Source organism: Anaplasma capra, from assembly GCF_025628805.1.
In the GTDB taxonomy this organism is placed as follows: Bacteria; Pseudomonadota; Alphaproteobacteria; order Rickettsiales; family Anaplasmataceae; genus Anaplasma; species Anaplasma capra.
Genome location: NZ_JAOTBG010000010.1, coordinates 15,857 through 36,766, shown reverse-complemented (window position 1 = coordinate 36,766; position 20,910 = coordinate 15,857). Strand labels below are relative to the sequence as shown.

Genomic DNA, 20,910 nt, shown 5'->3' with positions numbered 1-20,910 from the left:
ATGCAGCGACTGTGCAGGGGGTGAGTAATCTTGCTTGGACTGTGGGTAAAAATTGCGAGGTTTTGTATGTGGCTTGGAGACCATTTCCCCGCATCGTCAGTTCTGCGTGCGCCCTCCTAACAGAGCATGAAAGACACTGCTTCCTGCCCGCGCGTCCCAGTTGCACAATCCGGGTAACAAAGCGGCACCGAGAGGTGGCACCCATTTTCAGGCTCAGGCACAAAGCAGCCACATTGCAGCAATAGTACAGTCTCAACATAACCCAAGTCCTGACTAAATCTTAAACTATGCGACTTGCGGAACAGGTCAAGCCAAGTTCAATTGACTTTTTCTAGCTGTTACTATACAATGCCCCAGTGGTTGTGCCACGAGGGGTGCGGAGTGTCCTCCGCCGTGTTGTGTGTATTTTTGTGGTTATGTCCTGATGCCTAGTGTTGGGAGTGTGGTATTCCTCGCCACATTTGCGGTTGTTTTGTATGTGCTGCTGACCTACGCGGTAAACCAGTTTATAGCGTGGGATGCGAGGCGCAGTAAGAGGGGAAGGAAGAAGTCAAAGGTATTTAGTGGAGGCAGTGGGTTTTCTGTGCCGGCAGGTAGTAAGAGTTCCAAGCCTCCGCAGCATGCGGTATCGCCGTACATTGATGAACGTTATTCGATCCCTGGAAGAGTCATAGGGGTGGAGTGTGTTTCTCAGGTTTTTGCGGCATCCAGCAAGGGGAGAGGCAGATAGCCTTTCCTCTGTACTATTACAATAAGCTACTGTTCGAGTGTAGGAGGAGGTCTGCGGCTATTTGCTCGGAGACTGAAGTTAGCGGTAGCGGGTAGGCCCCGGCGATGAACCCGAAGAAGGCCATGACCCAGATGCAGAGCGTCATCATCCTCGGTGTCTTGAGCGCGATGTCGTTGGCACAGGCTTCGGCTGCTTGGGAAGAAAAGTATAGGTGTTCCACCACGCGCCACGTGTAGATAACGGAACACACGGAACCCACAGAGAGCACTATAAGCCCCGTAAAGGCGCGTGCATCCATGAACGAGCTCAGCATGTGCCACTTTGCCACAAACCCTACGGTGGGTGGCATTCCAACCAAACTCAGTGCAAGTAACACGAAAGCAGACGTTATGTGCGGGAGCGCCCTGCTCAGACTAAGATACTTGCTGCCCACTTTGTTATCGTCAAAGTGATAGGCTATCCCCCCAGAAACCATAAATAGTGCGGACTTAACAATGCTGTGATTTACCATATAAGCAACAGCAGCTGCAAGCCCGGAATACGTGTTAATACAGACAGCAAGAATTATGCAACCGACATTGGCAGCGCTGGAATACGCGAGGACGCCCCGCATATCCTTACTCATAGCTGCAACGATGGAAGTAAGAACCGTGGCGAGCGCAGCAAGTGTCAGTAATGCAGTACCAAAAGGTAGCTCCGTGAACACCAACCGTGCACCGAAAACGCTGTACACAACCCTGATTACTAAGTACACCATAACTTTTGCGGCTATACCGGACAGAAAGACTATGACGAAAGCCGGGGCTGTGGAATATGCTTTTATCATCCATCCATGAAACGGGAACAGCGCAGCTTTCATAACCAAACCCAGGATCACGCACAGAATACCAGCTTGTATGGCTCTATTGATGGGTATGTCCTGCAATACTGTGAACATATCGCCCATATTCAGAGTGCCGGTAGCGGCGTATAAAAACCCGATGCCTATAAGGTAAAATGTTGCGCCCACTGTACCCATGACTAGATACTCAAATGCAGAAGCAACTGAGCGTTTGTCGCCACCTATGGCAACCAAAACGTAGGAGGATATTGATGCAATTTCCAAGAATACATAAACATTAAACACGTCATGCGAAACCAGTATTCCAAGCATGCCTCCAAAGGCAAGTAAAAACGCTGCGTAGAATCTGGGCACCCTATCGGAGGAAAGTTCCCTACGACTGGGATATATCCCATAAATAACGCTCATAATGCCTATGAACCCGACCAGAAGCAGCATGGTTGCGCTTAGTAAATCTACCCGTAGTTCTATTCCGTATGGAGAGCCCCATCCCCCTACTTTGTATGTAATGGGCCCACCATTGCCAACTTGGACAAACAGTGCTAGTGATATCAGAAACGATGCAAGAACTGCCCCAAAGGACACTGTCTGCGCCAATGCCACCCTGCCACGTAACAGAGAGCACACAACAGCTGACATCAACGGCAAAATTACCTGCAGTATAGTTAAATGACTCTTTAAAGCGCCAATCACGCGTTCCTTTCACCTCAGCACGGCACCCTGAATCCTTATACCAAAAGCACCGTGTTTACAATATATACTTTAAAAAACAAAATGGCGGAGCCGGTCTGTAGGTTGCCGGCACTGTGCACACCCCCAAATGCGAGCCATACAGACGTTGGCGGTATTGTGCGGAACGGAATGCTGCATTCGTGACGGGAGCCCAACTAGGTTCAGCCGCAACAACCGGATGTGACGCACTCTATCAGGTGTTATCTACTGCTTCTGACGATATCGTATAAACTGTCTATGTCAAAAGTAGGATTCGGCTGCCATACATACCCCTGTAGGTTCATGTCCATATGTACGGGGGACTCACTCTCCGGAGGAATGAAGAAAAATCTAAAGAGACCAACCACAGCAAGCTGTGGTATGGAAAGGTTGACAGAGGCCGAGCCCGCAGCATTGCCTATCCTAAACTGCAAAGCGGAGGTGAGAGAACCCCTATCTATTTGAGATTCCCCGTCCAACTTTTCAAAAAGTGTGTCACCCCTGTAAATGTGTACGCGCGCGAGAGATGCAATCTCGGATTTACTCTCAGCCACAAACAAGTCCTCAATGAACCCGTTCAGGTCTATACCAACGATGTCTAGCCCCCTAGCCGCAAACTTAATCTTTCCCTTCAGGGCATTGACCAGCTCAACCATGCTCCTACCCTGCGTCTGGAGGCTGCCACTTACGCTTATCTGTCCACTCACCTTCGAGTGTTGTGCATCCTCATTTGCTTCTATAGACATATCAGAAGCGGAAACAACTAGAGATAGAGAAGAAACCTCTCCCATGCCGATGTTGCCGCTAATGTTAACTACGCCACTCTTGCCCTGAGTAAAGTGAAGTTTGTCCATGGACATGACACCTTCCTTTAAGGTGGAAAGCCACGTAAAATCCGAAAACGTCCGATCACCAAGGGACAGGCTCTTAACATGTATCTCAACGCTGCCATCCAAACCCTCAAAGCTAGAGAGGTCAATCGGCTTGTTGGACCACAGAAATCTTTCCGCTTTTTCCCCTCTGCTGCTGTCACCCTCGGCACTGGTGCCCACTCGCACCTGTCCACGTTCAATAAACTTGGGAAGACGCAAAAAAGCATTGCTGTATCTTTCGCTCTTAAGGTTCAAAAATACCTTTGGCCGCATACCACGACTGCTCAGAGCAACGCTTGCACGTCCCTCAAGGTCAGATGGGTTGCCATGCTCATCAACTGCAAGCAGATTGATTTTTTCCACGCTTATCTTGTGCTGCGATAGGTTTGCTAGGAAGCTAAGCTCCTTGACGAACCCGGAACCTACTGAAAAGTCTTGTAGCTTTACTGAGAGCTTCACCGGACAACCCACACTCCTCAACCACGTAAAGCCCATTACATCGCGCTTAACATCAAAGTCTTCGTCGAAGCCGTACCCGCCTATATCGAAATTACTCATGGCCACGTCACCCATGACCTCACCGCCCCTCTTCCCGTACTTATACTTGAAATTTCCGTGTAGGTGAGTGTCGCCGGCATACATCCTTGCACCGAGTAGGGAAAAAATACGGGGCGCCAAGTATAGCCCACCAGTGAGGGCAAACTTCTTACCCTGCATCCTTCGTTGGAGATCAGCGCGCAGGGGCAGCAGCCAGGACACAATAGTATCAACATCATCTCCTTGTACGTTCAGAGCGCCTACAAACCGGGGCACGATGCTACCTGTATCTTCAGAAGTCACCCCGCTAATACTCAGGTGATTGTTCTTACCAGGGAGATCAAGCAATAGTCTATCGACTGCTATCCTACCTTGCCTCACAGAGATCTGGGCCATAAGGTTTCTCGACGCGCCCCCTCTGTAGTTTATTTCCCTAACGTCTAACCCAACTGCTGCATCAAGCCAAGACGGAATCAAAGCAAAGTGCTCCGAACCCTGGAAATTCGCATAAGAATCCTGCTCTGCCAGGCCCCCGGGCAACAGCGCATCTAGGTCGATTGAGGAGAAATTAAGTGCTGCTTTGCAGAAAGGAGCCTTTGTACACACCAACTCCAAAGTTCCAGACACGCTCTGGCTTTTCATACTCAGGTCCCTGACTTCAAACCCACTATCCCTAGCAGATTTGATTTCAGCGGATAGTACCATCCCCTCAACGGAGGACACAGATCTCAGAACCCCGTAATTCGTAATGGCCGCAACGGTTTGCGCCAGCTCTGAAAGATTGCTAGTCTTGGCCTCGAGTTTGGCGTCGAAGGCGTCCAGCAGGCTTTCCCCCTTGCTGTTTCCGCGCAGTACCACACTTGTGCTGTGAGAAGTCATTTTTACGTCAACTGCGCCACCAACGCTCCTGTGTTCCCACTTCGAGGAGAGGGTATATTGGGCGCTGCCAATCTTAAGTACGGCATCACCTAGTAGCGTCCGCCCGTGGGATCTTACCACCGCACTCTTTACGTTTACTACGTTGTGCGCAGTGGCAGAAGCACTCACAGCTCCCCCCATAGCTATGGCAGAGTCAAAAATCTGCAACTGCTGCCCATCACGCCCAGTCTGAGACCCCACAATACTTGCGAGCCTCCCAACACTGGTGCGCAACCCGTATACGCTGATTGTGCGTACTTTGGGACTACCTGTAAGTAGTGATAGTGGATCGATACCAAGCTCTACTCTATCAACCGAAAGCGTGCCCGGACACCCAGTGGAATCTTCGCTACACTCCACATACAGGTTGTGGACTGTAAGCTTGGGGAGCAGCAGACTACCTTCTATGTTCCCTATGGCCTTGATTACAGCGCCACTGCCACCAGTGGCTGCTCCAAGCTGCTTGAAGACATAGTCACCATAGCGGGTATTCCAATCCACTAAGTGGGGCGCAGAAACCAGAGCTGCGCATAGCACCAGCACACAACAACACAAGCGCCCCAAAAATCTCATCAGTATACCGAAAGTATCGCCCACTTATATTCACCAACAGCTTAAGAATATGTAAAAACCACGGTAAAAGCTACTTCACCAATATGGCACATACGCATGCACGCTAGGGTAAGTGCCGCAAACGCGTTGCACCGTGAACAGGCCCATTGCCCACGCTTGCAACACAAACCGCAAGGGCAGGCTTGCTATATAGAATGGGAAAGCGTGGAAAGAACCGCAAGATTCAGGATTTCGGACACTGAAGCAGTCATTTGAACGATCTGAACTGGTTTCTCCATGCCAACAAGAATCGGCCCAACAACAGTTACCCTGCCGACCTCCTGCAATAATTTAGAAGATATACTCGCACTGTATAGACTAGGCATTATCAGAACGTTTGCTGGCTTACTCAACTTGCAGAATGGATACAAAGACAGCGATTCGGGCTTCAATGCAACATCCACTGACATTTCGCCATCATATTCAAAATCTACGCTGCGGCTTGCCACAACGCTCATACACTCTCTAATCCGTTCAGACTCCTGCTGAGAGTGACTACCAAAGTTTGAGAACGATAGAAAAGCAACTCTTGGCTCATGTCCCATGCGCCGCGCAATCGCAGCAGCCTTTATCGCTATGTCAGCCAGTTGCTGAGAGGTAGGTGACTCGTTGATAGCTGTATCAGCAATGAAGAGCGTACGCTCTTCCATAACAATGATGGACAGGCCGAACACTTCACCGCGCGTGTCGATCACCTTACGAATGTCCGAGAGAGACTCGCTATACCCACGGGTTATACCAGTAACTAAGGTGTCTCCGTCACCACACGCCAACATGCAGGCAGCAAAAACGTTCCTGTCTGTTTTAACATCCCTGACGCAGCTACGGTGTAAGCGCCCCATACGCTGAAGTCTTCCGTACAGGTAGTCTATATACACATCATTGCGCGAGGAAATCGCGGCATTTGCTATGGTAATCCCCTCAAGAGAATCCACTCCTATTCGGTCAAGCCCCTCCTTTATCTTGTCGGCCCTACCCACTAGCACAGGTGTGCCATAACCCTGTCCGTACCACTGCAGAGCGGCTTTTATCACCCTTATTTCTTCACCCTCCGGGAATATAACACGCTGCTGCGTACTCTTCACGGAGCCATACATGAGATTCAAGATGTTGGAGGTAGGGGAAACCCTGGAATTAAGCTCCATGGTGTAGCGACCCCAGTCTTCAATTTTCTCTCTGGCCACCCCCGAGTCCATGGCAGCCTTAGCAACTGCAGGAGACACTACAGACAGAAGTCTGGGGTCAAACGGAGTAGGAATTATGTACTCCTTACCATAACCCATGCAGCGCCCGCCATAAGCCTCCAAGACCTCATCACTCACGACCTCTCTAGCCAACATTGCTAAAGCCTTGGCTGCAGCTAATTTCATCTCGTTATTCACAGACTTTGCTCGCACATCCAGGGCCCCACGGAATATGTATGGAAAGCCCATAACATTGTTGATCTGGTTACTGTAGTCAGATCTACCAGTGGCGATAATCGCGTCAGGGCGCGTCTCCCTAGCAAATTCTGGATTAACCTCCGGATATGGATTCGCCAAGGCGAAAATTATTGGATCTTTATTCATAGCCAGCAGCATCTCTTTGCTCAAGACATCGCGCACAGACAGCCCCACGAATATATCTGCCCCCTTCATGGCGTCTTTCAGATCCCTTTCCTTGGTTTCGATTGCGTGCTTGAGCTTCCACTCGTTCATCCCGAGCTGCCGCTCTTTGTATATCACACCGTTCTGATCACACAGGACTATATTGTCGTTCGGAATGCCAACAAACTTCAACATCTCAACGCACGCTATACCCGCAGCACCAGCACCGTTTACAACTACTTTCACGCTTTTCAGGTTTCTACCAGTAATATCAAGTGCGTTTATAATTCCGGCAAGCGCTATAATTGCGGTCCCGTGCTGGTCATCGTGAAACACAGGGATATCCATCAGCTCACTCAGGCGCTTTTCTATGATGAAGCACTCCGGAGCACGTATATCCTCCAAGTTGATGCCACCCCAGCTCAGACCCAGGTATTTCACCGCGTTTATAAACTCTTCAACATCCTCCGTGTCGACCTCTATATCCACTGCGTCAATATCAGCAAAGCGCTTGAACAAAACAGCCTTGCCCTCCATCACCGGCTTGGATGCCAGAGGGCCTATATTCCCCAGTCCCAGGACCGCCGTGCCATTGGAGATCACAGCAACATAGTTACCCTTGGCAGTGTAGTCGTATACAGAATCCGGATCGGAAGCTATTTTCAGGCATGGCACAGCAACGCCCGGAGAGTAGGCCAGCGAGAGATCACTCTGCGTCATGAGGGGTTTAGTGGGCAGCAAAGAAACTTTCCCCGGCCTCCTCTTGCAGTGAAATTCTAGTGCTTCTCTGTCTCTTTCTGAAAAATCGCCCATAAGAACTGCGCGTTAACCACCGAACGGATAGGGTATACACCGCGCTCCTCCCACTAGCAACTTTTTAAATCATATAGTCACCAACCTGCATGAACCGGTAACTACTATACTTTCAGTCGTGCAAGTTATGTAGCCTGACTGGTGTGTGTTACTAGCCGCAAAGCCGTACTACAGCCGCAAGCGCGTAACTTACTTTGTGATACTGGAACGCCCCTAGACATGACCTTTCATAGTGTTAGTGTCATCCATGACCGGTGTGCACCCGAACTACGACACAATCCTGGAGCCACATGCAGCTCTTGCTCTAATAGGGCTCCTTCAGTAGTTGCCCAGTGGCTGTAATTGGTATACTGTCGGCTTGTGCTAACTTACTTTTTCGGGGTTCTTTGTGGCCACAGTACTAGAAATCCTTAATGTGAGCAAATGCTACGGGAAAGACAACCAGGCATGCGTATTGTCAAACGTAAACCTGAAAATAAAACGTGGAGAGTTCGTCGCAATAATAGGGCACTCCGGCTCCGGGAAAAGTACGCTACTGCACATAGCAAGCCTACTTGAAATTCCAACCTCAGGTACTGTAGTTGTAAACGGCATAGTATGCACGTCTGTAGGTGATAGAACCAGAACTCTAGTGCGCAGGAGGTCCATGGGGTTTGTGTACCAGTTCCACCATCTGTTACAGGAGCTCTCAGTGCTGGAAAACGTGATGCTGCCTCAGAGAATTCTGGGCGTGGGGACAAAGTCTGCAGCTGCTACCGCAATGGCAATACTCGAAGAAGTTGGATTGCGCGACAAGGCCGAATGTAGAATCTCAGACCTGTCTGGCGGCGAAAGACAGAGAGTTGCAGTTGCAAGGGGCATAGCAAACTCTCCAGCTATCATATTGGCAGACGAGCCGACGGGAAGCCTGGACCCACAGATGTCCGAAACTGTATTTTCGGTGCTACATAAGCATATAAAGGCAAAAAACCTCGCCGGTCTTACCGCTACGCATGACCACGGTCTGGCCAAAAAATCTGACCGTGTATTCATGCTGGACAACGGAGTGCTAACCGAGCTGTAGACAACGTGCTTTGAAACTCAGCTACTTTTTGGGGGGCTCTTCGCAAAGGGATGAAATGCTTGTAGCGTTGTTTTGAGTTTATCGTTCGCAACGTGGGTGTAGATTTGGGTAGTTGACAAACTTGCATGCCCCAGCATTTTCTGGATAAAAACCACATTGGACCCGTTATTCAACAGGTGCGTGGCAAACGAGTGCCTCAGCTTGTGTGGCGACACCCGCTTTGGGTCAATGCCAGCAGACACAGCTAGCGCTTTCAGCAACTGACCAACCCTCTGCCTACTTATACACTGGTCAAACTTTGCACCAGGAAACAACCACTTCGATTCTGATTTCTTCTCCGAAATGAAGTACCTTCTTACTGCAAGATAGGCCACTATGCTACACATGGCAATCTCATTAAGTAAAACGAGGCGCTCTTTTCCTGCCTTTCCCCGTATAATGACATGCCCAACATCTGAGCTCTGCCCCTTCAACATAGATTCTATTTCATACAACCCGAGGTGCACGAGTTCCGAGACCCTAACGCCCGAAGAATACATTATGTTTGTTATGGCGGCGACTCTCTTCCCCTCTGCGGAAGAATCAGATCCGGCGGCGCAAAGCAACTTGTCCACCTCCTCCAAGGTTAGCACCCTCGGTAAGGGGCGCTTAAGCTTACAGGAATCCAAATTAGCTGCGGGGTTTCCGTCTATTACTTGATCGTTGTACAAAAAGCTATACAGCCCCCTAATGGCGGAAACCCTCCTGGCCACAGTTGCGGAACTGTAACCCCTGTTATTCAGATTCCTAACGTACAGGTACAGGTCTTCAGCGCTTGCATCCACCATCCGGAGATTGCGCCTATTTAGGAATTCACCCAAATCCTTTAAATCACACCTATAACTGCCGCTAGTGTTGGGAGAGACACACCTACCCGATATCAGCGACTCGAGAAATACGTTTAAGCAACGCTCATCATTCATATAGCTTTAATACTATCTCCCTGTGTTCTTCTGTGGACAGCATTCTAGCACCCTCACGCATCTTGTAGCTGTGGATCAGCCACAGTATAAATCCACATGCCATCAAAAGCGCAAGTAGCCTTCTCCTCTTGTTAAGCCTTATCTTCATCAAGCACAAAAACTAACTGTACATTACGATGGATGTTAAATTTAAAAGCCCCAATGTCAATTGGTAAGAGATAGACATATCAAACACGCACGTAGTATTATAGTATTAACTGTTAATTGTAATGCGCTTACAGTTGTGCATGTTCTGGTTGTTGCGCTGGGGCGGTGCCTGCACTTGCTTGTGGAGGCCGCAATGTGGCGCACCACGGAACAATTTCTTGACTGTAGCACATAAATGCTATAGCCTTCCCGAGTGTCGTTTGTCTCTTGCCCTATGTTTCTAACAGCCGCGCAGGTGTTCCTGGCGTTTTTACTGGTTCTTCTGGTGCTACTGCAGTCTCCTGAGTCTGATACTCTGGGAGGGTTTGGTGGCCCTCAGTGCAACCTTGGCTCAATGTTTGGTAAGAGTTCCTCCTCTAGTTTTATAGCCAGACTCACCGCAGTTGTGGCCACTGCCTTTATCGTCAATACCATCCTGCTTGTGGGGACTAATGCGCGACGTGTTCGGGAGGTTTCTGTCGTAAGCAAGGCCGAGGCAATTTCTGGACAGGCGTCCGACAGCAGCGAGGTTCCTTTCGAATAGACTTTTGGGGGTTTATGTCAGCAGAGGGTGATCGCAACACGCGCTTCATATTTGTTACGGGTGGTGTTGTGTCTTCGTTGGGAAAGGGGCTAGCAACGGCTTCCATAGGCGCGCTACTCCAGGCTCGGGGCTTCAAGGTACACCTTAGAAAGCTGGATCCGTATCTGAACGTAGATCCAGGCACCATGAGCCCAGCTCAGCATGGGGAGGTGTTTGTCACGGATGACGGCGGTGAAACCGACCTGGACCTGGGTAATTATGAGCGCTTTACTGGAGTAAACACCACTAAAAAAGACAACGTTACCGCTGGGAGGATATACCAGCAGTTGCTTGCGAAGGAAAGACGTGGAGACTATTTGGGGCATACCGTACAGGTGATACCCCACGTAACAGACCTAATAATTTCCTTCATCTTGAGTAATGACGCTGGGGCTGACTTTATCGTTTGTGAGATCGGAGGCACCGTTGGCGACATCGAGAGCCAGCCTTTCTTGGAATCTATACGTCAAGTAAGTTACAGGCTGAGTAAAAACTTCACGGTGTTTGTGCACCTCACTCTGGTTCCCTACATAGGGTCCTCACAAGAGCTGAAAACCAAGCCTACTCAACACTCGGTTAAGGAGCTCAGCTCCCTGGGAATACAGCCAGACATATTGCTGTATCGTAGCAAGGCGCCCCTACCGCAGTATCAGAGTACCAAGATAGCAAACTTTTGTAACGTACGCGCGGACAATGTGATTCCAGCCTTGGATGTTGATAGCATATACAAGCTGCCAGTCATGTACCACGCACGCAAGCTCGACACACAGATACTTAGTCATTTCGGGGTAAGCGCCCCGGAACCCGACTTGGCCAAGTGGGAAAGTGTAATCAGCATGCTCGGAAACACCAAGGAGGTTGTGACCATAGCCATTATAGGGAAGTACACAAAGTTTCTTGATGCCTATACATCTCTGACTGAGGCGCTGGACCATGCCGGAATGCACAGTGAAATTAAAGTACAAATAAGATGGATAAACTCTCGCCTACCCGTCAGGGAATCTGATATATGCGATGTAGACGGTGTGCTGGTTCCCGGGGGGTTTGGTGATGACGGGGTTGCCGGGAAGATTCTAGCCATTAGGTACGCCCGCACTCACGGTATCCCCATGCTTGGCATATGCATGGGAATGCAGCTCGCCTATGTAGAGTTCGCACTCAATGTGGCAAAACTTGAGGATGCAAGCTCCACAGAGTTTAATAAGGACTGCAAAAACCCTGTTGTTGTCGAGCTACCCTGGCTGCAGAAGGACAAGAATGGGGAGCGTTTGCTTGGTGGCAGTATGAGGCTTGGGTCGTACACTTATAACCTGAATGCGGGCTCCAGGATTGCGTCTATATATGGTAGTACGGCAATCAACGAACGGTGTAGGCACCGTTACGGTATAAATCCCAAGTACCAGCATATTTTGGAGGAGCACGGGATGTCTTTTACAGGTACATCGGACCCTCACGGGCTGGTTGAAGTGTTGGAGCTGCAGTCACATCCGTGGTTTATAGGTGTGCAGTTTCACCCGGAGTTTAAGTCAAGTCCATTTGCCTCCCATCCCCTTTTTATGTCTTTTGTGCAAAGCACACTGTTAGTAAGGCAAAACAGGCTGAGGCACCAACCCGTGTCGGCTGCGTTACCAGACAGCAGCGCTGTGTTGTAGCGTTACTATATAATAAAAAGAGAGTGGCGCAGCATTGCGTTTTCGGTGGCTTCCCGGAGTTTCGTCCTGAAATTGTGGGCTCCTGCGTCCATACCATGACTTGGGTATATCTCAACAGGAGAGCTCACCCTACTGACCTCGTATCTCTAGACGCCTGGCAACAGTGAATTCGCCGTGGGTCGCTACGCTACTTTTGCTGCATCAGAAAAAGAAACGTTAAAAATGTCCACAGCATCATCCATGAATACTAGGGTCTGCACTTTTGTAAAGTTGCAATATCCCCTCGGTAGTGAGCTGAGATCCAGGATGGATGCGACACCTCCGGCCCCGCAAATTTTATTTGCCCTGCACCAAATAAATCGATCTATCAATTTCCTTTTAAGAAGCTCGGTAATAAGCACACCACCACCTTCAACAAACAGCCTAGTGATTCCCAATTCCTCCGTAAGCGCCGTTATCGTGTTAGTGAGGAAATCCCCCTTTTTATGTACCTTAAGATACCTCACAGCATGCAACGCTTCGTAATCGTCATTGTCGGTAGCTATGTACGTTGGCATTATGTCAGAGGTGCCAATCACCGTGTGGTGGGTGCGGAGTTTGCAGGAACGGTCTACTATTATCCTCACTGGTGAGTGCTTTTCCAGGCCTGGCAGCCTGCAGTCCAGCATCGGATCATCAGCAACTACGGTATTGCTGCCCACCATAATTCCGTCGTGCATGGCTCTCTGTTTATGAACCCACTTGCGCGTCAACTCTCCGGTAATCCACCTATCGTCATTGCTTGGTAGGGAAATCTTCCCGTCAAGAGTAGTGGCCAGCTTCGCTGTTATGTACGGTCTTCCCTTCGCAATACGATAGAAGAACCCCGCATTGAGCTCCGCAGCTTGTTGTTGCATTACCCCAAGCTTAACTTCCAAACCAGACTCCATGAGGAATCTCACACCCTGTCCGGATACCCGCTTGTCCGGATCGTACGCGGCTATCACCACCTCACGCACCCCTGCATCAACGAGCGCGGCAGCACATGGCCCCGTTTGCCCATGGTGGCAGCATGGCTCTAGAGTGACGTATACTGTCGCGCCAACTGCCGCCTTCCCCGCACATCTCAGGGCCATAACTTCAGCATGTGGCCTCCCTCCCGTGTCCGTCCATCCCCTGCCTACAATACTTCCAGCATTGGTGACGACGCATCCCACAGCCGGGTTTGGCCACGTATTTCCCAATCCCCTGCGCGCTAACCTAAGCGCGATGGACATAAATCTCTCATCATGGAACATGGTAGAGCCGCTTTTACTCTTGAAAAGACCCACAAAGTCAATATATACTCCTCAGGTTCGTGTGTAAAAGTTTTTGAGCTATGGCTGAAGAGAGACGCGTTAATCCCGAACAGCAGCGGGGAGGTGCTGCGCCTGCGGGTTCCGGTGCGGAAACACCCCATAAAGCCAGACACTCTGGCTCCATGTCAGAAAAAAAACAGGGTCCTGCAGGGAAGTTTGCAGCTGGTGTCGGTGGCAAAGCTCAGAGCAGGGTAGCCTCGGATGTTGCTGAGCTTGAAAAGCTTAGGGCTGAGGTTGAGCGTTTGCGCAGTCAGTTGCAGCTCGTAGTTGCTGACAGCAAAAATCTAGAGCGCGTGGTTCAGAAGGAGCTGGAAGAAGCAAAGATGTTTGCTGTCTCTGACTTTGCACGTGATCTTATAGCTTCTTGCGACAACTTGGAGGCATCTCTAAAAAACCTCAGCGACGATGATAATGTGCATGCCGGCGTTAAGATGACGTGGGACGGCCTCATGAGCACTTTGACCGGTCATGGTATTGCAAGGGTCTTTCCTCTAGGCGAACAGTTTGATCCTAGATTCCACAAAGCAGTAACGCAGGCCATTGATCGCGACAAGCCCTCTGGGACGGTTTTAGAAGTGATACAGGCTGGGTATACTATTCATGACAAGGTTTTGCGCCCAGCATTGGTTATAGTGTCGAAACAAGAATGATATTCTCCGGGGTGCAACCCAGCGGTGGTGTGCCGCACCTGGGAAATTATCTGGGTGCGATACGCGGGTGGGTTGGCCTTCAGGGTTCAGACAAGTGTCTTTTCTGCGTGGTTGATCTTCACGCACTCACCGCGGGGAATGCGGGTATGGGAGGTGCGCTGCACTCTAGGGCAGTCAGTCTCCTTGCCGCGTACATAGCTTGCGGCGTTAATCCAGAGAAGTCAGTGCTGTTCATTCAGTCCTCGGTTCCAGAGCATTCTGAGCTCTACTGGATATTGGGGTGCATAACCCCCGTAGGGTGGCTAAACCGTATGACTCAGTTCAAGGACAAAAGTCGGGACAGAGCCTACACACCAAGCATGGGGTTGTACGGGTACCCAGTGTTGATGGCGGCTGACATACTGTTATACAAAACAAATATGGTGCCCGTGGGCCATGACCAAAGGCAGCACATAGAGCTGACCCAAGATATTGCAAGGGTGTTCAATACAACATATGGGATTGATTATTTTCCTATTCCTGAGGTGCTTAACTTTGATAATGCGGCGCGGATCATGAGTCTCAGAGACGGTAGAAGGAAAATGAGCAAGTCTGATACGTCTGATGCTTCGCGCATAAACCTGGATGATGACGACGACAAAATAGCTCAAAAAGTCCGGCGCGCTGCCACAGACAGCATATTTGGTCTCTCGCTTGAAGGCTTAAGCGAAAGACCAGAAATGAACAACCTGGTTAACATATTTGCGATACTTGCAGGAACAACAAAAGAGAAGGTTTGTCTAGAGTTCGCCACCAGTGGCACCAAAGAATTTAAAGAGGCACTGGCGGATCTGCTCATACGGGAAATTACCCCTATTAGAGAAAGAATCAAAGATCTGGCGCGCGATACAGCATATATGCACAAAGTAGTTGCCGCAGGGAATGACGCCGCTCGAGCGCTGGCACGCAGGCACATTACGGAGATAAAGGAGATTATCGGACTTCGTGGCAATAGTTGGTAGTCTGCGGAAAAAGCTCGCGCTCTGTGGGTGTCATATGCTAGGCTGAGCATGTGGTGTATGCATCCACAACGGAGCGTATGATGCTTGTTATGCTGCCAGCCCCCATTGCAACTACCACATCTCCGGGTTTGGCAATAGTCCCGATAATATCAGCAATTGCTCCGGGATCACTTGCGTGTACTACTTGATCAAAACCTAGGCTTTTCACCGCGCAGATAATATCGGGGCTTCCGCAACCAGCTATTGTCTCCTCACCCGCAGAATACGCATCAGTTAGCACCATGTAATCAAACTTGGAGATTGCGCGAACAAAGCCCGCAAAGCAGTGTTTCACCCTGGTAAAACGATGAGGCTGCAGTACACCAATCACCCTCCCTTCAGCGAACAGAGCAGCGGCGTCTTTTGTAGCCTCTATTTCTGTGGGATGGTGCGCGTAGTCATCGATAAATGTGACGCCCCTCACATTGGCAATAATCTCAAATCTTCTACCAACACCCATAAAGTTTTCTAGCCCGGATTTTATGACGCCAAAATCAATGCCCAGCTGTCTAGTCGCAGCGACAGCAGCTAGTGCGTTTTCTACGTTATGGCGCCCTGGCACGGGGAGCTTAACATCGCAACAAAATTTGGCCCCACTTGATCCCACAACATCAAACACCGTAGTACCGCCGACATACGCTACATTGGTGGCAAGGAAATCACCACTGTAAAGTCCGTGCACCACTTTGTCGCATGAAACACCTTTGTCCAACGCAGGGGAGAGCCCGCTGGGTATGATAGCGGCCCCCCCTACCTTCACGTTATGTAAGAAATCCGAAAATACCTCCTCTAACTCTTCGAAACACCTGTATCTATCTGGGTGCTCCCACTCAAGGTTTGTTACAACTGCTATCTCACAGGGTATCGTAGTGAAACTAGCATCAGACTCATCACCCTCAACCACAGCCCATTCGCCTGTTCCCACCTTATAGTTACTACCGTAGCTGAGAGCAATGCCGCCAATAAAGATTGTAGGATCCATCGCAGCATGCTCCATGATAGAGGCAATCATGCCAGTGGTTGTGGTCTTCCCATGGGAACCCGAAACAATCACTGTACGCTTTGTACCTAGAACTTTGGAGAGCAACTCAATTCTCCGCAGAACATGCTTGCCAGCCGAGATTGCCGATCTCAATTCAATGTTGTCATTTCTGATTGCATTGGAGTACACCACAACATCCGCATTTTGCACATTGTCTGCATCATGTCCCAATGCAACAGGAATGCCGCGACCGCGCAGGGTTTGCACAATCGGGGAAACGCACGCATCGCTTCCTTGCACCGAGTAACCCCAATCATGGGCAACAAGCGCTAACGCGCTCATCCCGATACCCCCGATTCCTATGAAGTGCAGTACACTATCGTGGCAAAATCCGAAAGGGTTTGTCAAACTACACCTCCAGGTCGGCGAAATAGCTCACAAACGGACGGAGTGGGATTCGAACCCACGGTACGCGTTAACGTACGTCAGTTTTCAAGACTGGTGCCTTAAACCACTCGGCCATCCGTCCGCGTCACTTGTAACATAATGTGGGAAGGCGTGCAATTGTACGCCTTAGCAATTACCAGGGGCATCAGGCCTATCATGAGGGAAAATCAGTAACCAGAGCCGTAGCATGCTTACACAAAAGCAGCCTTCACTTAAAATTAACTGCCTATTTCTAGAATCCCCGCGGTTTTATAAATTTGAAGGCTAACGCACCATGTTCGATTTCGGTAACACCTACGACGTAGCGTTTCTCATAGACGACGCTGATTTGTCTCACAACCTTATGATAAGCAACGGTCATGTGAGCATTACTAACGGTGAAATTTCTGCCAGCCACAATCCGCTACAATATTGCAACGTTTCCGCACAGGAAGCAGAAACTTACTGCAGAAGCCATATAACCTTCGGGGCTGGCCAAGAATTGATGGCTGATATATACAATTCCGCACTGACTGGCATTGAGCTAAACATAGCTGCAGATAAGAAGTTGGTAGAGGCACATTTCGCCATCAACCCAATGCAAGCTCTCCCCATCATAAACCAAACGTATCCCGATGTTCAAGTTCACATACTGCCCGTAGAGGATGACCATTACTACGTGAGCTGATAAGCACCATCATGGCGGCATGCTCCAATTTGAGGAGAGGAGCTGAGCCACCAACACGACCAACGCAGACACTAGAAAAATACGTTCAACGTTTAAGGTATCACAATGTTCGACAATTCATATGACCCGCATTACGGAAACACAGCTGTCATAACCTTTTCAGGCATAAACGTGTACGACGATGTGTCAATTGCCAGCAATGACTTTGCCATACATGGCAATGGCATACAAGTCTATTCCCACACAGCAGACGCCTTTGGAGAGGGTGAAGTCACCTTTACTCAGGAAGACGGCGCAACTATAGCCAGCTTTATTGGAACACACGCTCATGAACTCACGCTAAATTTTGATAAAGGATTGGCAAGTATAACTTTCAACATTCCTCCGCTACTAGAACTCCTGGGCTGCGGTGGTGAGCTACTACCAGCAAATGAGGGTTCAGGGTATGCAGGTTTGGTAGTTTTGGATTCACGCTACGAGCCATCAGACGCGGTTGTTGTGGATACTGAAGGGGCCACAATACCTGTGCAGAATGAGGCAACCTCTGGCGCTGCCACAGAAAATGCAAGCGAAACCCCAGTATTGCTAGGATCCGCACCTGAGGAAACAGCAGAAAATGCGGGCGCGGTCTCAGAGCCATCGGATGTCGCACCTGGAAAGATGGTGGAAAGGAATTCCCAAAATACAGCTGGCCCTGAAGCAGATTTGTTATCCGCAACTGCGAGTGTCTTTGGCTGGATTTAACCACACATACCAGGGATCTTGCCTCGCAACACCTGGCTGATGCGCGCCGAAACCGGGCTCCTTCACTTGCGTATGCAAAGCAGCATTGCAACTATAGGGAGCCCACCCTGCTTCGTATAAATGAGGCCGACTATACGCATACTACAAAACAACAGGATGATCTGCATGGAATTCGAGCGGCTGGCTCCATATGTTCGCCCAGTTGGCAGCATAAAGACGCCCACCCGCGCAACTGGTCGGAATGGCGGGATTCGAACCCACGACCTCCAGTCCCCCAGACTGACGCGCTAACCTGGCTGCGCTACATTCCGTTTAGTTTTTTAACCAATGTATCTCGCATGCTCACCATGTCACGCAGCAGACGAACTAGGCTGCTCCTTTCTTCCACTACAACCTCAGAGGCGCTCTTCCTCCTTTTAAGCTCCAGCTGCGCTCCCCTTATGGTATACCCCCTGTCATAAAGCATGTGCTTAATTTTTTTTATGATGGCAACATTCTCCCCATCATACAGCCTCCTTCCACGCCTCTTAACAGGATTGATCTGCGGGAACTTGCTCTCCCAAAAGCGAAGCACATACTGCTCTACACCAACCTCTTTTGCCACATCACTGATGGTGCGGAAGACCTTTTCTTTAACTTCATCCGAAACCTCGTCCGAATCACACCGGGCCTGCAACAAATCGGTGGTCACGACTCTTCACCGTTTATCATGCGTTTCATCGTCACAGAGGGACAAAACGTCACGGTATTGCGTTCCTTCACGACGAACTGCTCCAAAGTTTTTGGATTTCTACCAATGCGCTCCTTCTTCTTCAGTACCTTGAACGTGCCAAATGAAGATATCTTCAGTAGGCCGCCCTTGACTAGAGAGGATACCATTTCATCAAGTATTTCCCCCACTAACACCAGCGCATCCTCCCGCGATATGCCAATCTCCCTGTTAATCATGTCAGCGAGCCTAGCCCTCGTAAGCGTCTGAGCCATAATTTAGCACCTAGCACAGAAGACCAGATAAGTCTACATCATCGGGAAAAAGTATCAAGTCCATATTAGGGAGCAAATTTCGCGATTAAGCGCTACAGGCTTGCCAGCGCTGATTCATATTGACAAAACGCGGGGATTTCCCATAGCTGCCAGCTTTGCTTAGTGACAATCTGCACAGAGGGCAATTGCGCAGTCTGTGTGACTCAAACACACTGCAGGCAACGCGGCCGGACCCTGCGTGATTCGCAGGGTTTGGCTTACTTTCATCGGCAAAGCCCTTTCCAAACCGTGCTCCGGGCCCTTTTGTTACTGTACGGAGTTAATTCCCCTAATCCTATTCAAGTGCGCATTAGATCCCGAGGCAGATAGACAGATTCTAGCATTGAGCACCCTACATCAACGCTACAAACAGGTAAAACAACCAGCGCATCCGCAGCTACTACAGCGAAGTGCGCAACTAAGAGGCCGGTGCATAGGCTGAATTAAGCGTAGGCTCGGAAGGCCGCGCGTCATCATTTTGGCTACCTAGCCGTACCCGAGCTACAGATCCCCAACCATGAGCAAAAACAAATATCTTCGGCATGCCATAATACGCCTTCAGACCGGTAAATGACGCCACAACGGATGCATACAGCACAAGTGGCACAATGTAGAAGTACATTGGAGCGCCCATGAAAGGGAAGTGCGGGATTTTTAATCAGCAACAGCAAAAGTGCACCTACTACACACTCTAGTGGTGACGAGGTGCACACTGTATGCAAACCTGCATGGCAACTGTGCGGCGCAAAACTTCAATCCGAGAATGCAGGGATGCACGGCGCTGTAGGAGACCCAACTACGTCTGAATCCATAAAAATCTTGTGAGTTATCCACTTGAAGTCCATAATTGCGAGGTGTGAAGGTCTTGTCTGGAGTTCGCTATGGTTCCCAAGGTGCTATACAATAAGTGCTTCATAGCTGCTTTTTGCGTACTTGCGGTTGCATCATTCATATTGATCGGAAGCGTCAATAACTATGAACTAGAGCTGGAACGGTCTTCAATAAAAATTCAGGAGATAGACTCAGACGAAGCCCTATACGGTTTAGTGTCGAAAATAGGCGCTGGCCCCACACTTCTGGTGCTATACACCTCCTGGTGCAGCAATTGCGTGGAGAAAATGCCAGAGGTTATAGGAATAATAAGTGCGTACAGGGGTGTTGAGCCCATAATAATTTCGCTAGATACGAACAGAGATAGACTTGCGGGATTTTTGCTATCACAAAAAAAAATAAACTTCGTGCCGTACAACGTGTCGTCCGCCTATCACGGCAAGCTTGCGTACGCTTTGGCAGGCAAGGGTGTACACTTTGATGGGAGAATACCGTACATAGCAGTGCTAGGGAACGGCAGCCTGCCCGCGGGCAATGTAACCAGCTCACAGGCACTGCGATCCATCATGGATTCCATAACCGTGGGGGAACGTAGAAGTGAGTGAGCGCGGCGCGCAAGTCTCGGTAATCATGGGCAGCAAGTCTGACTTTCGCACCATGAGCGCGGCAACTCTTCTTTTGGACGAGTTGGGAGTTTCATTCGAGGTCATGGTAATATCCGCTCACAGGACGCCTGACAGGCTATACAGCTTCGCGAAAGCCGCACACGAAAGGGGCGTCAAGGTGATAATTGCCGGCGCAGGTGGAGCCGCACACCTACCCGGTATGGTAGCCTCATTAACAGATATCCCAGTTATAGGCGTGCCGATAAAGAGTGAATGTTTGAATGGCCTGGACAGCTTGTTATCTATAGTCCAAATGCCCAGGGGTGCCCCTGTTGCCACTATGTCTATTGGGGCAGCTGGGGCCGCAAACGCCGCAGTATTCGCGGCTTCTATACTTGGGCTAAGCTATTCTGATATAAAGCACAAACTTGTAGAGTGGAAGGCGGAGCTTGCATCTGCAGTCAAGGTTTCTCCATTCGAGGACGGGGATTAGTGCCGCAATTTGCGATCGCCGTTCC

General features: G+C 49.8%; 19 protein-coding genes and 2 tRNA genes. 10 read left to right on the top strand and 11 right to left on the bottom strand.

What is annotated here, in order from left to right; genetic code table 11:
• Positions 1–424 precede the first annotated feature (424 nt).
• Positions 425–730, top strand: coding sequence for a hypothetical protein (locus tag OC187_RS03550; protein ID WP_262997632.1), 306 nt, complete (start codon positions 425–427; stop codon positions 728–730).
• A gap of 16 nt (positions 731–746) precedes the next feature.
• Here OC187_RS03550 and OC187_RS03545 read toward each other — a convergent pair whose 3' ends face one another.
• From OC187_RS03545 to OC187_RS03535, 3 genes are all read right to left on the bottom strand, one after another.
• Positions 747–2,264, bottom strand: coding sequence for a proton-conducting transporter transmembrane domain-containing protein (locus tag OC187_RS03545; protein WP_262997631.1), 1,518 nt, complete (start codon positions 2,262–2,264; stop codon positions 747–749).
• Between the two features lie 239 nt (positions 2,265–2,503).
• Positions 2,504–5,206, bottom strand: coding sequence for an AsmA family protein (locus OC187_RS03540; protein WP_262997630.1), 2,703 nt, complete (start codon positions 5,204–5,206; stop codon positions 2,504–2,506).
• Between the two features lie 161 nt (positions 5,207–5,367).
• The gene (locus tag OC187_RS03535) at positions 5,368–7,620 is read right to left on the bottom strand and encodes an NADP-dependent malic enzyme (RefSeq protein ID WP_263008604.1); all 2,253 of its coding nucleotides are present in this window, start codon (positions 7,618–7,620) and stop codon (positions 5,368–5,370) included.
• Positions 7,621–8,008: 388 nt separating this feature from the next.
• Between OC187_RS03535 and OC187_RS03530 the strand changes: the two genes are divergently transcribed.
• Complete coding sequence (locus tag OC187_RS03530; RefSeq protein WP_262997628.1) at positions 8,009–8,683, top strand: ABC transporter ATP-binding protein; 675 nt, start codon at positions 8,009–8,011, stop codon at positions 8,681–8,683.
• A gap of 17 nt (positions 8,684–8,700) precedes the next feature.
• Here OC187_RS03530 and OC187_RS03525 read toward each other — a convergent pair whose 3' ends face one another.
• Together OC187_RS03525 and OC187_RS03520 are read right to left on the bottom strand one after the other, a co-directional pair.
• Positions 8,701–9,645, bottom strand: a complete 945-nt coding sequence (locus OC187_RS03525; protein ID WP_262997627.1) for a tyrosine recombinase — start codon at positions 9,643–9,645, stop codon at positions 8,701–8,703.
• Positions 9,638–9,793 (bottom strand): hypothetical protein, encoded by a 156-nt coding sequence (locus OC187_RS03520; protein ID WP_262997626.1) that lies wholly within the window; start codon positions 9,791–9,793, stop codon positions 9,638–9,640. Before OC187_RS03520 ends, OC187_RS03525 begins: the two co-directional genes overlap by 8 nt.
• 273 nt (positions 9,794–10,066) lie before the next feature.
• Between OC187_RS03520 and secG the strand changes: the two genes are divergently transcribed.
• Together secG and OC187_RS03510 are read left to right on the top strand one after the other, a co-directional pair.
• Positions 10,067–10,375, top strand: a complete 309-nt coding sequence (gene secG / locus OC187_RS03515) for a preprotein translocase subunit SecG (RefSeq protein ID WP_262997625.1) — start codon at positions 10,067–10,069, stop codon at positions 10,373–10,375.
• Positions 10,376–10,389: 14 nt separating this feature from the next.
• Positions 10,390–12,066, top strand: coding sequence for a CTP synthase (locus OC187_RS03510; protein ID WP_262997624.1), 1,677 nt, complete (start codon positions 10,390–10,392; stop codon positions 12,064–12,066).
• 182 nt (positions 12,067–12,248) lie between these two features.
• On the opposite strand, the gene ribD is transcribed toward OC187_RS03510, so the two are convergent.
• Positions 12,249–13,343, bottom strand: a complete 1,095-nt coding sequence (gene ribD / locus OC187_RS03505) for a bifunctional diaminohydroxyphosphoribosylaminopyrimidine deaminase/5-amino-6-(5-phosphoribosylamino)uracil reductase RibD (RefSeq protein WP_262997634.1) — start codon at positions 13,341–13,343, stop codon at positions 12,249–12,251.
• Positions 13,344–13,423: 80 nt separating this feature from the next.
• On the opposite strand from ribD, the gene OC187_RS03500 reads away from it, so the two are divergent.
• A complete protein-coding gene (locus OC187_RS03500; protein WP_262997623.1) occupies positions 13,424–14,053 on the top strand; it encodes a nucleotide exchange factor GrpE in 630 nt (209 codons plus the stop codon).
• On the top strand, positions 14,050–15,054 hold the full coding sequence (gene trpS / locus OC187_RS03495) for a tryptophan--tRNA ligase (protein ID WP_262997622.1): 1,005 nt from the start codon (positions 14,050–14,052) through the stop codon (positions 15,052–15,054). The genes OC187_RS03500 and trpS overlap by 4 nt, the downstream gene beginning before the upstream one ends.
• Positions 15,055–15,091: 37 nt before the next feature.
• Here trpS and murC read toward each other — a convergent pair whose 3' ends face one another.
• Both murC and OC187_RS03485 read right to left on the bottom strand, forming a co-directional pair.
• Entirely contained in the window at positions 15,092–16,483 is a 1,392-nt protein-coding gene (gene murC, locus OC187_RS03490; protein ID WP_263008603.1) for a UDP-N-acetylmuramate--L-alanine ligase, read from the bottom strand.
• A 34-nt stretch (positions 16,484–16,517) separates the two neighbouring features.
• Positions 16,518–16,604, bottom strand: a tRNA-Ser gene (locus OC187_RS03485).
• Between the two features lie 192 nt (positions 16,605–16,796).
• On the opposite strand from OC187_RS03485, the gene OC187_RS03480 reads away from it, so the two are divergent.
• Both OC187_RS03480 and OC187_RS03475 read left to right on the top strand, forming a co-directional pair.
• The gene (locus OC187_RS03480; protein ID WP_262997620.1) at positions 16,797–17,189 is read left to right on the top strand and encodes a hypothetical protein; all 393 of its coding nucleotides are present in this window, start codon (positions 16,797–16,799) and stop codon (positions 17,187–17,189) included.
• Positions 17,190–17,294: 105 nt separating this feature from the next.
• Positions 17,295–17,933: a hypothetical protein gene (locus OC187_RS03475; RefSeq protein ID WP_262997619.1), complete on the top strand. Its 639-nt coding sequence runs from the start codon at positions 17,295–17,297 to the stop codon at positions 17,931–17,933.
• Positions 17,934–18,166: 233 nt separating this feature from the next.
• Here OC187_RS03475 and OC187_RS03470 read toward each other — a convergent pair.
• From OC187_RS03470 to OC187_RS03460, 3 genes are all read right to left on the bottom strand, one after another.
• Positions 18,167–18,244, bottom strand: a tRNA-Pro gene (locus OC187_RS03470).
• On the bottom strand, positions 18,235–18,624 hold the full coding sequence (locus OC187_RS03465; RefSeq protein ID WP_262997618.1) for a MerR family transcriptional regulator: 390 nt from the start codon (positions 18,622–18,624) through the stop codon (positions 18,235–18,237). Before OC187_RS03465 ends, OC187_RS03470 begins: the two co-directional genes overlap by 10 nt.
• Positions 18,621–18,917, bottom strand: a complete 297-nt coding sequence (locus OC187_RS03460; protein ID WP_262997617.1) for an integration host factor subunit alpha — start codon at positions 18,915–18,917, stop codon at positions 18,621–18,623. Before OC187_RS03460 ends, OC187_RS03465 begins: the two co-directional genes overlap by 4 nt.
• Before the next feature lie 920 nt (positions 18,918–19,837).
• On the opposite strand from OC187_RS03460, the gene OC187_RS03455 reads away from it, so the two are divergent.
• A complete protein-coding gene (locus tag OC187_RS03455) occupies positions 19,838–20,392 on the top strand; it encodes a TlpA family protein disulfide reductase (RefSeq protein ID WP_262997616.1) in 555 nt (184 codons plus the stop codon).
• A gap of 25 nt (positions 20,393–20,417) precedes the next feature.
• Entirely contained in the window at positions 20,418–20,885 is a 468-nt protein-coding gene (purE, locus tag OC187_RS03450) for a 5-(carboxyamino)imidazole ribonucleotide mutase (protein WP_396124718.1), read from the top strand.
• The last annotated feature ends 25 nt before the right edge of the window (positions 20,886–20,910 follow it).